The sequence below is a fragment of the Nocardia sp. NPDC059154 genome (genome assembly GCF_042755705.1).
Lineage (GTDB): Bacteria > Actinomycetota > Actinomycetes > Mycobacteriales > Mycobacteriaceae > Nocardia.
In genome coordinates this window covers 1-14,621 of record NZ_JBHZCS010000127.1, presented here as the reverse complement: position 1 = coordinate 14,621, position 14,621 = coordinate 1, and the positions used below count along the sequence as shown (strand labels likewise).

Below are 14,621 nucleotides of genomic sequence, written 5' to 3'. Positions count from 1 at the left end.
GGTGGCGGTTCCGCCTCGGAACGCGAATCGGTGCGGATGGTGATGGACATCGTATTCGTCCTTGCATGCTAAGCCCCACCCCGGAGAAATGCTGTACATCGTTCGTGGTGGGGAGGAGAGCTCGTACAGCGTGTAGTGATGAATTGAGTTGTTCGCTGCCGACGAGTGTCGGTAGCGGGCTGCGGATACCTGTTGTGGTCGGGTCTATGTCAGCCACAGCGGTGCCCGAAACTTGCCTGATCCGGTCCAGACGAAAATCTCCGCTCGCCCCGGCCACCATGCCTCGGTGGGCGGGGCAGAGACCGATGGCTGGATCAGATCCTCGGAGCGCTGACCGAGAGGTGATCGGCGATCGATCGCAGCGCACCGATGCTGGCAACTCGTTGCTTCTTGGCGGCCTGCGACGACATAGTCGAGACGTGGGCGATAGAAACACCGGCAGCGCGGTCCACGTAGAGGTGTTGCCCGCCTGACCCAAGTCCGAGCAGGACGCGGCCGGGTGCTGGCACCCACCACTGGTTTCGGTACTGCCCAGATGGGAAGTACTGCTCGTATTTCGACCCGGCGAACGCTGCGGCGGAGTCGAGGCCGCCGTGGAACGTGTCCTCGATCCAAGCGGCGGGAACGATTTGGCGACCGTCGACCGTGCCGTTGTCGAGCATGAGTTGTCCGAAGCGGGCGAGGTCTCGAAGCGTCGTACTGATCCCGGCGCACGCGGGCGCGAAGCCGTGGCGGTTGACTGCCAGGTCGGCGTCCCACTCGGCGCCCATCGGCGCCCACAGTTCCTGACCGAGCAGCTCTGCGAGGGATGAGTCGGCGGCACGTTCGAGCACCAGCCCGAGCAAGTCGGTCAGGATCGACCGGTATTCGAAGGGCCCGCCGTGCTCGCGCGCATTGATGAAGCTGGCGATGAAGGCGATTGCGTCCTGGTCAGAAGGGGTACCCGGTGTCCAGTCGAACTGCGCGCCCCACTCTTCCCAGTAGTCGACGTCGGGGGTGTAGCCGATGCCTTTGTTCTCGACGGAGGTCCCCGTCCGCATGTCGAGCAGGTGGCGCACACTGGCACCCTCGTAGCTGGTTCCGGCGAGCTCGGGAACGTACTTGACCACCTCGTCTTCAGGCGTGAGCGCGCCGCGCTCGACCAGCACGCCTGCCAGCGTTCCTACGAGTGACTTGGTGACGGAGTTGACGATGTGGGTGTCGTCGACGCGCATCCCGTGTGCGTATTCCTCGAACACCACCGTCCCGTTGTGGAGCACCAGCAACCCATCGGTGGTTTCTCCCTGCATCAGCTCCGCGATGCCGGGTAGTTGCTCGCTGGTCTCGGCACGCGGAAGCGGCGCGGGTTGGTCACCGCGTGCCACACGCGCGGTCGGGACGAGCTCACGGACGTGTCGATATGCCCAGCGTGCGGGTGCGGGCTGTGACCAATCGTCCACCACGTTGAGCCGTGCCCAGTCTTCGAGTGTCGCAGGTCGATTCAGGCGGACACCTCGCTCGGGAGCAGGCGAAGCATCCCCGCGCGCTGCTGCGTTCGCGGCGGTCGCTGGAACAGCAGAGTTCGTCACGATTCTCTCCTTTGAGTAGTGATCGACGGAAGCTTGAACAGAATCGGCGACAAAATTCAGTGGGATCCGTGCGCGTTCCTTCCACACCACTGCATTGTCGTCGTCACTTCCGGCCACATATGACCCGCCGTGCGCGGCGGTATTGGACATGTGTTGCGCCTCGTTTTCGCCGCTCGGACGTTCGGGGCGTTCCTGGCGAATGCCGAATTTTGTGAATCCGTCGCAGACTATCCAGGTCACTCAACCCAGCCGTGGCATCGATTGTGCGCACCACTTCGGATTTCATGTTGTGAGAGCAGGCCGCCGATACGTCCCGTTCACATTGACGCGAGCCCGTCGATATCTCGAGTGTGACCTGCGTTACGTACACGCTAGAGCCGACGATGCCCAGTAGGCGAAAGCAAATGCGTATATCTGAGCAGAAGATCCTGACACTTCTGCAGCCAGAGTTGGAGGGGCTGCATCATGCAGGTCGGAGGCCGTTTGTTGAGGTTGTGCGTTGTTTCCACGCGTCGGCGCGTTATGGCCGCGAGAGTGCTCTGACCTGGTAGTCGCCCCCGCCCGGCGCCCCAGCGCATGGCTCTACTGCGATGCTGCCGCGCGGGCGTGGATGTCTCGAGGTGACTGGGATGAAGGCCGGTGGAAGACGCTTCTTGTCAACGATGCACCCGCAGGATCGATGCCCGTGCATAGAGCGCGAGCTGGAGCGACATCGCGATCTGCGGCTGCTCGATGTCGACGCCCAGCAACTTCACGATTCTGTCGAGCCGGGCATAGAAGGTCGGCCGGCTGATTCCGAGCTCACGGGCCGTGGCCGCCTTGTTGCGACCGTAATCGAGGTACACGGTCAATGTTTGGATCAGCTCGGTGGAGTCCACGATCTTGCTCGATAGCAGCGGGCTGAGCTGTCGTGCGGTGTAGTTCAGCAGACGTGCGTCGTTGTTGAGCAGGTGCAGGAGTCCGTGGATACGGACGTCCTCGAGCCGGTGGAAAAGCTTGTCCTCATCGGTAGTCACCGCTGCGACGTGGTTGGCTTCCTCACACGACTGTTTGACCTCATCGATGCCTTGGGCCGGTGAGCCGAAGGTGATGGTGGCGCGCGCACCCCGGTCGTCGGCGAGGCTGTGGACCTGCTGAGCGAAGCGAGTCAGCGCGGCCTCGGCCATGAGCTCGCCTTCGAGGCTGAGCATGACGCTGATCTGCCCGTTGGTTTGATCAGCAACCAGACCCGGGGTGCTGCTGAAACGCAATGCGTCACTGACCAGGTGCAGACTTGAGCGCTGGTCGGCCAACGTCGGCAGGGTCGTGCCGCGGTTGTGGCGATCGCCTATCTTCACCGTCCCGCCGATGAGCACTCGGCTGGCCACAGGGACACCGGCCGCTTCCACGGTGGCCGACATCGCGGTCACCGAGGAGTAGGACTGCATCAGGATCCTGTTGAGCAGACTGCGCTTGGAGTGCAGCTCCAGGGCTTGGTCGTCGGCTTCGAGTAACCGCTGCAGATCTAACGCGATCGCCGCGCGATCGGCGATCAGATAATCGGTCTCCGCTGGTGGACGCGTCAGCAGGGCAACGAGGCGCCCCCAACTCTGACCTCGGCTGCCGAGCCGGACGCACAGCGCCCGCGACTCCGGGTCGAAGGTGATCCGACCTGCCGTGCCCATCCTCGACGACCTCGAAGCCCAGTCGGTCAGCAGCTCCTCGGCGTCACGATGCCCGGTCGCCGAGCTCAGCACCCGATGAGCGAGATCCTCGGCCACGACCGGGCACTGTAGCAGGTGCGAGGCATTGTTGATGATCTCGTCGAAACCTGCTCCCCCCCAGGTGAGTTGGGTGAAGGTCGCATGGACACGGTTGACTCGCCGCAGTTCGTCTAGCTGGGCTTCCTGGATGACATTGTGCACGCTGAAAGTGATGTCGACGAACCGCGTCGGCCGGGGAAACACCACGATCACCAAACCGCGGTCGGCCGCACGACTGATCGCTTCGGCAGGTAACCCGTCGAAGGCGACTCCGAGCTCGAGGAACACCCCGGTGGCGCCGCGGTCGGCCAGCAGGTCGAACAGGGGCAGCCAGACTGCGGCTTCGCGCTGCAGGCCCATGCCGCTGGTGAGCACCAGATGGTTGCTATCGACGAAGCGGGCCATGTCCGGCTGCTCGCACACGTGAACCCAGCGCACCAGCTGGTCGAGCCGGTCGTGCCCGGTGAGGATCTCAGGCTCGCCCTCGAGCACGGCTGGCATGCGCAGGATGTCGCGGACGGTCGGCAGGAACCGGTCGTTCTTGTCCCGCGGTCGACTTTCCATCATGTCAAGCACAAGCTGAATTCTACGCAGATATGCAACGCGGGGTGACCCTGGTTACTTCGTACCGTCAGTACTTAACCGGGTCACAAGGGCCCGGGCGCAACCAGCTAGAGCGAGACCAGCACCCGCGCATGCGGTGTGTGACCAGGGAGTACTGATGACAAACGAGACAGTGGAGCATGCCGAATCGGCTGCGGACGCCGCGGAGGTGCGTCTGGAAATCGACGGCGAGGTCGCGAGCATCGTGCTCGCTCGTCCTCGCTCGCTCAATGCCATCACACCCCGGTTGCTGGGCGAACTCGCTAACGCGCTGGCGCGTGCGGCCACCGACGCCCGCGTCCGGGTCGCGGTGATCAAGGGCGAGGGCACCACGTTCTGCGCCGGGTTCGATCTGAAGGTCGATCAAACAACCAGCGGTCCCGATCAGCTGCGCAACAAGGTCGAACGCCTCCACGACATCACCCGCGCGATCAGGCGCGCACCGTTTCCGGTGATCGCCAGCGTCCAGGGCTACGCACTCGGCGCCGGCTGCGAGCTGGCGCTGTGCAGCGATCTCGTGGTTGCCTCGAGCGATGCCCAGTTCGGATTCCCCGAGGTCGACGTCAGCCTGTCGATCACCGGCGGCATCTCCCACCTGCTGCCGCTGACGGTCGGCTCGGTGAAGGCCAAGGAGTTGATCCTGCTCGGCAACCGGTTCTCCGCAGAGGACGCCCGAGCCTGGAACCTCATCAACTTCGTCGTCGCCCCGCACGAGCTCGAAGCGGAGACCGCCGCGCTGGCGGCACGGCTCGCCGGCAAGCCCCGTCTGGCGTTGACCGCGGCCAAGGCCACCCTAGATGCCGCTGCGCCCGGCAACATCGAGCAGGCCTACGAGATCGAAACCGGATATGCGGTACTCACGCAGGCCTCCGCCGCCGCGAGTGCGGCGCAGGCGGCGTTCTCGGCGCGCCAGAACGGCGGCACCGCCGAATGATGACCACTCCCACCATGGATGCCCTGCTCGACGAGGCTGCCCGCCAGTGGCCCGACAAGGCGGCTCTGGTGTTCCCTGACCTCGACCGGTCGCTGACCTTCGCCGAGTTGCAGAGCTGGGTCGATCAGACTGCGGCACTGCTGGTCGAGCACGGCATCCGCCAAGGCAAGAAAGTCGCCGTCCTGCTGGAGAACCGGCCCGAGTTCACCGTCGTCTGGCTGGCGGCAGCAAGATTGTGTGCCTCGCTGGTCCCGGTCAACTCCCGCTATGCCGCCGACGAGGTCGAATACGTCCTGCAGCACTCCGGCGCCGATCTGCTGGTCACCGAGGCGAAGTTCGGGCCGGTGCTGCGCGAGGTGTTGACCGAGGTGACAGTGGTGGACTACCTCGACCTCAGCAATCCGGTCGTGCCGGTGCCCATCGTGGGCACGAAGGCCAGCGCGGGCACGGTGCTGAACATCCAATACACCTCGGGCACGACCTCCCGGCCCAAAGGATGTCTGCTCACCCACGACTACTGGCTGCGGATCGCCGAAGAAATGACCCGGCCCGACGAGGACGGCAGCACCGAGGTCGCGATCCGCCACGACGACCGGATGCTCATCGCGCAGCCGATGTACTACATGGACCCGTTCTGGCACATCGCGACCATCCTGCGGGTCGGCGCGACACTGACCATCCTCGACGGATTCCATCCCTCGACGTTCTGGGCCGACATCCGCAAGCACGACATCACGATCTTCTACTGCCTGGGCGCGATGCCGACACTGCTGCTCAAGATGCCGCCCTCGCCCGAGGACACGCACAACTCCGTGCGCGCGATCCTTTGCTCAGCAGTACCCCCGAGCCGCCACCTCGAGCTCGAACAGCGCTGGGGCGCACCGTGGTACGAGCTCTACGGCATGACCGAAACCGGCGTCGACATCCGTGTACGCGCCCGCGACCACGACACCGCGATGGCGACCACCTGCATCGGCAAGCCCGGCGTAGGCCGCGAAGCGACGATCCTCGACGCCGACGGCGCCGCAGTTGCCCCCGGCGAAATCGGCGAGCTGGCCTTGCGCGGACGCTCACTGATGCTCGGCTACTTCCGCGACCTGGAAAACACGCGCGCGACCATCGACGCGAATGGCTGGCTCCACACCGGAGACCTTGCCTGGATGGACACCGGCGGCAACGTCTACTACGAGGGACGCAAGAAACAGATGATCCGCCGGGCCGGAGAGAACATCTCCGCCGCGCAGGTCGAGGAAGTGCTCATGCGCCATCCCGAGGTCCGCAACGCCGCATGCGTGCCCGCCGTCGATGACCTGCGCGGAGAGGAAGTGTTCGCCTTCGTCCAAATGGCCGACGGGGCAGTGCTTCTCGCGACTGACCTCGCCGCGTTCGCTAGCCAGCACCTCGCGGCGTTCAAGGTCCCGCGCTACTGGATGTTCGTCGACGCCATGCCGACCACCCCGTCGGAGCGCGTCGCGAAAACCGCCCTCATCGAGCAAACGCACGCCCACGATCGCGTGTTCGACTTCGCCGCCGACCAGTGGGTGTCCAATCCCTTGTGTCTCGACCACAGCGCCAGCGCCACCGACGTGCCCGTCACCTAGCGGGTTTCGCCCACTGCTACGAACACGCAGACGTGGCGACTACGCACACCGCAGGCTCGCACATTCGGCGAATTCCCCACTGTGCGTGCCAGATTCACTCGGCCGCACAGCGCAGAACCGCGACGGCTTCGCGGCACGGCGATATCGGGGCGGCTCGCGCGAGGTGCCCCGAGCTTCGCCAGTACCAGTAGACAAGGAAGTAACCATCATGACCACCTCGTCGGTTATCGTTGCCGGCGCCCGCACGCCCGTCGGACGCCTGCAGGGAGCACTCAAGGACTTCTCCGGGTCCTCTCTGGGCGGTATTGCTATCGCCGCGGCCCTCGACAAGGCGGGCATCGGTGCAGACATCGTCGACCACGTCATCATGGGCCAGGTCCTGACTGCCGGGGCCGGGCAGATCCCTGCCCGGCAAGCCGCGGCGGCCGCGGGCATCCCCCTGACGGTGCCCGCGGTGACGATCAACAAGGTCTGCCTGTCGGGCATCGACGCGATCGCGCTCGCCGACCAGCTTGTGCGCACCGGAGAGGCCGACGTCATCGTCGCCGGCGGACAGGAATCGATGTCGCAGGCTCCGCACCTGCTCGAACATAGCCGCACCGGATACAAATACGGCGATGTCACTCTGCGTGACCACATGGCCTACGACGGCCTTCACGACACCTTCACCGATCAAGCGATGGGCGCGCTGACCGATTGGCAGAACGAGAGCGAACCCTGGCCGATCACCCGCACCGAACAGGACGCCTTCGCTGCGGCCTCACACCAGCGAGCCGCGACGGCCTGGAAGAACGACCTGTTCGACGATGAGGTCACCGCGGTCGCCATCCCGCAGCACAAAGGAGACCCGATCGTCTTCGCTGCCGACGAGGGCATCCGCGCCGACACCACCGTCGAGTCCCTGGCACGGCTGCAGCCGATCTTCCGTCCCGGTGGCACCATCACCGCCGGAACCGCGTCCCAGATCTCCGACGGAGCCGCCGCGGTCGTGGTGATGAGCAAGACCAGAGCCCAGCAGCTGGGTTTGCCGTGGCTGGCCGAGATCGGTGCCGTCGGGATGGTCGCCGGGCCGGATTCGACACTGCAACGACAGCCCGCCAACGCCATCGCGAAAGCCTGTGCGAAACAAACCATCTCACCCGCCGATCTGGACCTGGTCGAGATCAACGAGGCCTTCGCCGCGGTCGCTCTCACCTCGACGCGTGAACTCGGTGTCGACGAGGCGAGGGTGAACGTCAACGGTGGCGCGATCGCGATCGGTCATCCACTCGGCATGTCAGGTGCCCGCATCGTCCTGCACCTGGCACACGAACTGCGCCGCCGCGGCGGCGCCACCGGCGCCGCCGCTGTCTGCGGCGGCGGCGGACAAGGAACTGCCCTGCTCCTGCACAATCCACGACCCTGACACACCACCCGAGCCGATGATGACCTCAGCACCACCTCCGCGCCGCTCCGACCCCGACGTGACGTTGCTGGTGCGCTGGTACGACATCAACGGCGAAAGCCTCGACCTGTTCTATCGGGCATGTCAGTCCGCTGCCCGCAGATTCGCGGCCGCCTTCAATGAAACTCATGCCAATGCAAGGGCTTTCGTCCTGGCGAGGTCCACCACGGTTCTTCTACGACGTCTGCCCTGCGAACGAAGCTGGATGGTTCCCTGAGCGCGCTCTTCGAATCACCCCAGATGCCATCCCCGACAGCTCGAACATCCTGAAACTTCGGTACCCCACCGAGACCGGGGCCCGCGCCACTGCGGTCAACACCGCGACGTGGCGCGTCGCCGCCGCCGTGTCCTTGCCCCAAGGTCCCAGACGGCGGCGGCACCCCGGGGCCGCGCCAAACCCACAAGGCCTGGCGTGGCGTGCCGCCCGCTGCCTCGTTGCCCGCGCGCAGCGGGCGGCACAACACCCGGCCACCAGACCCCCTGTGGCCGCAGGCGAAATCTCCACTTGTACAGAGAAGAGAGGACAAGACCGTGGCCAGGGCGGCGGATAAACGCCGGAACCGTCACACCAACACCCATCCACCGAACTCCCGCAGCACAGGGTACGCAGCCCTCAGTTCGCAGAACTTCCGGCTGTATCTGATCGGCCAAGCCGTGGCCACAACCGGAACATGGGTACAACGCATCGCCCAGGACTGGCTTGTGTTGACCCTCACCGGAAGTGCCACCATGGTTGGCATTACCACGGCACTGCAGTGGGCACCCATGTTGATTTTCGGACTGTTCGGCGGATGGATCGCCGATCACTACCCGAAACGCCGTGTCCTGCAAACCACGCAGCTCGCTGCATGTACGACGGCGACGCTGCTGGCCGGGCTCACCCTGACACACCACGTCACAGCCTGGCATGTGCAAGCGCTGGCCGCCGTGACCGGTACGATCATCGCCATCGAGAGACCCGTGCGCCAAGCACTGGTCACCGACATCGTCGAACGCAGCCAGATCCACGGCGCCATCAGCCTGACTTACGCGGTGTACTTCCTTGGCAACTTCAGTGGCCCGGCTCTGGCGGGTGTACTGATCTCCGTCGCCGGCCCCGGCTGGGCATATGCCCTCAACGCGGCCTCCTACATAGCCCCGCTCACCGCGATCGCGTGGATCGATCCGAATCGGTTCCCGCCTCACGAGGCCGCAAACCGAAGGACCACGCCGCCCGGCGAGACCGTGCGCCCACTGCTTACACGGCCTGAGATCTGGCAACCGTCGGCCCTATGCGGAGTATTCGCCATGTTCATCTCGAATCTGCCTGTCATCCTGACCACTGAAGCCCGAACCACGCATATTGGGCCGACCGGCTATTCGGTGCTGGCGTCCAGCATTGCGCTCGGTTCCTTAGCCGGGGGCATCATCGCTGCAGGCAGAACTCACATCGGCCTCGGCGCGCTGGTTGTGACCGGGTACGCACTGTCCGCTGCACTGATGCTCGCATCTGCCATGTCGCCCCTCTGGGGTCTCTCGTGTGCTCTGGCGCTGGTAGGAGCGGTGAGCACGATCTTGTTCACCGGTACCAGCGCGCACGTCCAGCTCGTCGCCGAGCGTTCGGTGCGAGGACGTGTGACCAGCATCTATAACATCGCAGAAACTGGCAGCGCAGCGCTCGGCGGCCCGATTCTGGGACTGATCGTCGAAAACTGCGGTCCCCGAACAGGTTTGACACTCGCTGGCGCAATACCCGCCGCGGCCGTACTCCTGATCGCAACATTGAGCCTCGCCAGCAAGGCGCTGCGGTCTCGACTCGCCGGTCAAGGCCCGGACCGAAGGTCGCGGTGTCCAACCGGACGGTGACCGGCCCGGGGCGTCTACGATGGCGGTAGCGGCCGCAGGTCGCGGCGATTTGGGTAGGTGACTATCTGGTGGGCGGGGTAGTCTCTTGCTGGGGTGGATTGCGAGTGATTGATGGTGAACTCTGATCCATTGAAGACTCAACGTGATCTTGGTGTTGATGTGGTCACGGAGTTGAGTGCTGTCGGGTTGGAGGACGCGGAGGAGATCGGGCGGGGCGGATTCGGTGTGGTGTACCGCTGTACCCAGCGGGGGCTGGATCGCACCGTGGCAGTGAAGGTCCTGACCTGCGAGCTCGAGGAGAATCGGGAGCGTTTCTTTCGAGAGCAACGGGCGATGGGCAGGCTGACGGGCCACCCGAACATCATCGGAGTGCTCGAGGTGGGCGAAACCGAGACCGCTCGGCCGTACCTGGTGATGCCATACCACCCGCAGGGTTCTCTGGACGCACGGATCCGCCGCTATGGCCCGCTGTCGGTGGAGGAAGTACTCCACCTGGGGGTAAAGATGGCGGGTGCGTTGGAAACAGCGCATCGCGCGGAAGTGCTACACCGGGACGTCAAACCCGCCAACATTCTCCTTACCGACTACAGTGAGCCGGCATTGACCGACTTCGGCATCGCCCACCTGGCCGGAGGCTTCCGGACGGCAACCGGTGCGGTCACCGGCTCACCAGCGTTTACCGCACCCGAGGTCCTCGGCGGGGATCCACCCAGCCACGCCTCGGACGTATACGGGCTTGGCGCCACGCTCTTTTGTGCGCTCACCGGCCACGCGGCGTTCGAGCGCCGCAGCGGCGAGCAGGTGGTGGCGCAGTTCCTGCGGATCACAACCCACCCAGTTCCGGACCTGCGCGAGCGTGGAATCCCGGACGACGTATGTGCGGTTATCGAGGCGGCGATGTCTCGCGAGACGCGGGACCGCCCCACGGCCGCAGAGTTCGGACAGCAGCTACAGCGGATTCAGCAAGCGCACGGTTATCGGGTCGACCAGATACCGCTACGGGCCGAACCTGGCAGCGAGCGGGCAGCGCCGGTAAGGGTGGTGCCTGCAGAGGAGATCGGCGTTCTCAGCCTCAGCGGCGTTGGGCTGCGCGGGAGTACGGGAAATTTGCCGCTCGAATTGACCAGCTTTGTGAATCGGCGTAGCCAGGTGTCGGCGCTGAAGAACCTGCTGACGGGATCGTGCCTGGTGACGCTGACCGGAATTGGTGGGGTCGGCAAGTCGCGACTCGCGCTTCGGGTCGCCCACAAACTGGGGCGGAATTTCGCCGACGGCGTCTGGCTGGTCGAGTTGGGTGAGGTGCACGATTCGTCGTTGCTGGTCGATGTCGTGTCCGGTGCCTTCGGTGTGCGGCAGCAGGTTGGCAGGCCGATGCTCGAGGTGCTGGTGGAATTCCTGTCCACCCGCGAGGTCCTGTTGGTGCTCGACAACTGCGAGCAGGTGATCGACGCGGTCGCGCAACTGGTCGAGTCTCTACTGCGGGCGTGCCCGCAGCTACGAATTCTGACTACGAGTCGCGAGGCCGTCGGCATCGGTGGGGAATCGGTGCTGCCCGTACCGCCGCTACGGTTCCCGGAACCGGGAAGTGGACCATCCCTGCGCCAAGCGGCCGGCTACGACGCGGTGACGCTGTTCGCCGAGCGAGCCGCCGCCGCGGTGCAAGGATTCCAGCTGGCCGAGGACAACCAGGTCAGCGTGGCCGGGATCTGCGCACGGCTCGACGGGTTGCCGTTGGCGATCGAGCTGGCGGCGGCTCGGCTGCGAACGATGTCGGCCGAGCAGATCCTGGTGAGGTTGACCGACCGGTTTGCCATGTTGACTCTCGGCAGTCGGGGTGCGCCGACGCGACAGCAAACGTTGAGCTGGTGCATCGGCTGGAGCTATGACCTGTGCACACCAGCGGAACAGCGGCTGTGGGGTCGGCTGTCGGTATTCGCTGGAAGCTTCGAGCTCGATGCCGCCGAGGACGTGTGTGGCGGCGACCAGAGCGAGCCGGAGTTCCTCGATGCGTTGACCGGGCTGGTCGACAAGTCGATCCTGACCCGTGAGGAATCGGGCGCCGCAGTGCGCTTTCGGCAGCTCGAGACCGTGCAGGAATACGGCAAACAGAAAATCAGAGAAGCCGGCGAGTACACCGTACTATGTCGGCGCCACCGCGACTGGTACGAGCGGCTGGCACTCGCAGCGGAGGCGGACTGGATCAGTCCGCGCCAGCTCGAATGGATCGCCCGTCTCAGGCGTGAACTGCCGAACCTGCGCAAGGCAATGGAGTTCAGCCAATCAGAGGCAGACGCAGCCGGGGTGCGGACCGCCGCCGCACTGTACGGTTTCTGGGTTCTCAGTGGGCGGTTCAGCGAGGGACGCCGCTGGTGCGACCGCACCCTCGACAATGCACCCGACGCGGCGGCAGCAGACCGAGCCAAGGCTCTCTACACGAGCAGCGTGTTCGCCACAGATCTGGGTGATCTTCCGGCCGAAACCAGTCGCATGGCCGAGCTTCGCGCCCTTGCCGAGCAGACGAACAACCCGACGATTGCCGCACTATTTGCCTTCGCCGACGGCTACGCTGCTCTGAGCAGAGGCGATCTGGCTCGCGCGGACACCCAGTTGACCGCCGCCGTGGAAGCATTCAGCGCCCGAGGTGAGGTCACATTCCATTCCGCGGCGCTGAACTTACTCGGTTGGACTTATGCGCTACAGGGGAGTAATGCGGATGCTGTCGCCTGCCTCGAAGAACTGCTGACCATCTCGGATTCTCACGGCGCCTTGGTATACCGGTCGAAGGCACTGCGGACCATGGCGCTTGCCGTCTGGCAGATGGGTGACCGCGAGCGGGCGGCGCAGCTGTTGGAGGAGGCTCTGAGGTTGGCTCGACGGCTGGTCGATCCGTTCGTCATCGCCCTCGTTCTTGAGATGCTGGCCTGGATCGCGGCCGAGAAGCACGATGCCCGGCGCGCGGCCGTGTTGTTGGGCGCCGCAAATGAACTCATTCACGCGTGCGGAGGCTCCGGCATCACGCGGTCTCCCCAATTGCTTGCCTACCGTGAGGAGTGCGAGCGCTACAGCCGCGACATACTCGGTAGGCGAGGATACGAGTCCGCCCACCAGGAGGGTGCCGGGATGAGTTTCGAGACGGCAGTCGACTTCGCGCTCGGTGAGCATCATCGAGCAGAGACGCCACCGGATCGCGGAGCGGCGAGTTTGACCAAGCGGGAGCGTCAAGTCGCCGACCTCGTCGCTGAGGGATTGACCAACAAGGCAATTGCTGGCCGGCTGGTGATTTCTCAGCGCACCGCACAAGGGCACGTCGAGCACATCCTCACCAAACTGGGATTCACCGCGCGCACGCAGATCGCGGCCTGGGCTGCCGAGCATCCCCACGACAAGCTCGTATAAGCGAGCCGAGAGCTGCCTGTCATCACTCGTCGACCATGCCCCGCTGACGCTCGGGAGGGGAAACCGAGGAATCAGGATACGATTGCCAGGACCAGCTCATTACCTCCAGAAAATTGCGCTTCACCGCTTGCACATCCTTGCGGTCGCTGGCGAGTGGCCGCAGTGCCTGGCGAATCATTTGGATGAAACGCCAACGACTGACACCGAAGGCGACCAGAAGCTCATCAGCAGGAGCGCCGCCGAACGGGGCCCATCGAACCGCGAATCTGATCACCGACCTCGCGTCCGCGTCGACCGATCTCACTGACTCCAGAGAGTCGCATTGATTCAGCAACGACCTGGCCCAATCTGGGCTGCCGGGAACGTCCATCGTCGGGGTGCCCTCGATCCGAGCCTTTTGGATCGGGCCGCCATTCCGGTCGGGTTTCGTCCGGGCGTCGTCTGTCGGTTGCAGATGTTGCGAAGACCGGGAACCGGTCACCGGCGGGTCCGGGTTCGAACCTCACTCGCACCGGTTGGTCGGAGGGTGGTGGGATCTCACCTTGAATCGTGGTATAAGCCCAAGGTCCCTCATCGAGCTCTACAATGGCGATAATCGACGGCTCCCACTCCATGGAACGTCTGTCGAGCGGCGCGCGATGCACCACCTTCCAGGACACGATCGCTCCTTCCCCGGAGGAAGGCACCCGTTCCAGAGCCATCGACTGACACGATGTACATGTTGTGATCAGCGGAGCCAGGAGCGTGGCGCAGCTACGGCAGCGCCGGATCATCAAGGTCGTCTCACCGGCTGGCTCGACGGTGTTGTTGATCCGGTGTGAGTTCTGTGACCTCATGAGAATCTCGCCTGGATAGTGCCTGCTCAGTCGTCTACAGCCTGGTTGCGTCGGGCGCTACGCACGACGGCCGACCGATCGAGGGCATACCTGTTTTCCGTGATGCAGCACACCAGGAACGACGTGGACTTCCCCCTGCCAGCGGTAAACCGGCGAGTATGTGTGAGTCACCAGGCACGAGGCGGGCCGCCGTCGTGACGAGGCTGCGCGCGTGGTGCGCGCATGTTTCCAACACGCCTCTAGATGTGGCGGGCCGCTCCGTGCGGGGTGAGCAGCTCGGGCGGGTGGATGAGTGGTTATGGCGAGTGCGGAAGCCGCATTAATAGGTATGTCTCTTGTCCGTGGCCATGACAAAGTCCCCGCTGGTGGCCAGCGGTAGGGGCTCTGGCGCGAACTCCGTGAAATGCCTTGGTGCTCAGGCGATGTGGGTGTCGGCGAGTTCGGTGGCGGGGCTGTGGGTGAGTTTTGCCCAGGTGGTGATGGTGCCGGTGAGGGCGAGTGCGGTGCCGTAGAGGACGTGCAGGCCGCCTTGGCTGGCGATGACGGCGTCGTGTTTGGCGAAGGCGCGGTGTTTTCGGGCCAGGGCGAGCAGGTCGGTGGCGGCGCGTTCGCCGATCCAGTGCCCGCGGGGCAGGCGGACGGCGGCGGCCAG

9 protein-coding genes and 1 pseudogene are annotated in these 14,621 nt (G+C 64.8%); 5 read left to right on the top strand and 5 right to left on the bottom strand.

The window, feature by feature from the left end; all coding sequences use genetic code 11:
* Positions 1–314: 314 nt before the first annotated feature.
* Both ACFXN1_RS49645 and ACFXN1_RS49640 read right to left on the bottom strand, forming a co-directional pair.
* Positions 315–1,808 (bottom strand): serine hydrolase domain-containing protein, encoded by a 1,494-nt coding sequence (locus ACFXN1_RS49645; RefSeq protein WP_379445241.1) that lies wholly within the window; start codon positions 1,806–1,808, stop codon positions 315–317.
* 416 nt (positions 1,809–2,224) lie between these two features.
* Positions 2,225–3,877, bottom strand: a complete 1,653-nt coding sequence (locus ACFXN1_RS49640; RefSeq protein ID WP_379445251.1) for a PucR family transcriptional regulator — start codon at positions 3,875–3,877, stop codon at positions 2,225–2,227.
* Between the two features lie 169 nt (positions 3,878–4,046).
* Here ACFXN1_RS49640 and ACFXN1_RS49635 point away from each other — a divergent pair, with 169 nt between their 5' ends.
* From ACFXN1_RS49635 to ACFXN1_RS49615, 5 genes are all read left to right on the top strand, one after another.
* A complete protein-coding gene (locus ACFXN1_RS49635; protein WP_379445242.1) occupies positions 4,047–4,847 on the top strand; it encodes an enoyl-CoA hydratase/isomerase family protein in 801 nt (266 codons plus the stop codon).
* Positions 4,847–6,448 (top strand): class I adenylate-forming enzyme family protein, encoded by a 1,602-nt coding sequence (locus ACFXN1_RS49630; RefSeq protein ID WP_379445243.1) that lies wholly within the window; start codon positions 4,847–4,849, stop codon positions 6,446–6,448. The genes ACFXN1_RS49635 and ACFXN1_RS49630 overlap by 1 nt, the downstream gene beginning before the upstream one ends.
* A gap of 208 nt (positions 6,449–6,656) precedes the next feature.
* The gene (locus tag ACFXN1_RS49625; protein WP_379445245.1) at positions 6,657–7,853 is read left to right on the top strand and encodes an acetyl-CoA C-acetyltransferase; all 1,197 of its coding nucleotides are present in this window, start codon (positions 6,657–6,659) and stop codon (positions 7,851–7,853) included.
* Between the two features lie 570 nt (positions 7,854–8,423).
* Positions 8,424–9,737, top strand: a complete 1,314-nt coding sequence (locus ACFXN1_RS49620; RefSeq protein WP_379445246.1) for an MFS transporter — start codon at positions 8,424–8,426, stop codon at positions 9,735–9,737.
* Between the two features lie 111 nt (positions 9,738–9,848).
* The gene (locus ACFXN1_RS49615) at positions 9,849–13,133 is read left to right on the top strand and encodes a protein kinase (protein WP_379445247.1); all 3,285 of its coding nucleotides are present in this window, start codon (positions 9,849–9,851) and stop codon (positions 13,131–13,133) included.
* A 22-nt stretch (positions 13,134–13,155) separates the two neighbouring features.
* Here ACFXN1_RS49615 and ACFXN1_RS49610 read toward each other — a convergent pair whose 3' ends face one another.
* From ACFXN1_RS49610 to ACFXN1_RS49600, 3 genes and pseudogenes are all read right to left on the bottom strand, one after another.
* Positions 13,156–13,407 carry a hypothetical protein gene (locus tag ACFXN1_RS49610; protein WP_379445252.1) on the bottom strand — a complete coding sequence of 84 codons (252 nt, stop codon included), beginning with the start codon at positions 13,405–13,407 and terminating at the stop codon, positions 13,156–13,158.
* Positions 13,358–13,834, bottom strand: coding sequence for a Zn-ribbon domain-containing OB-fold protein (locus ACFXN1_RS49605; protein ID WP_379464081.1), 477 nt, complete (start codon positions 13,832–13,834; stop codon positions 13,358–13,360). Before ACFXN1_RS49605 ends, ACFXN1_RS49610 begins: the two co-directional genes overlap by 50 nt.
* Positions 13,835–14,384: 550 nt before the next feature.
* Positions 14,385–14,621: pseudogene (locus tag ACFXN1_RS49600) on the bottom strand (hypothetical protein); the annotation flags it as partial.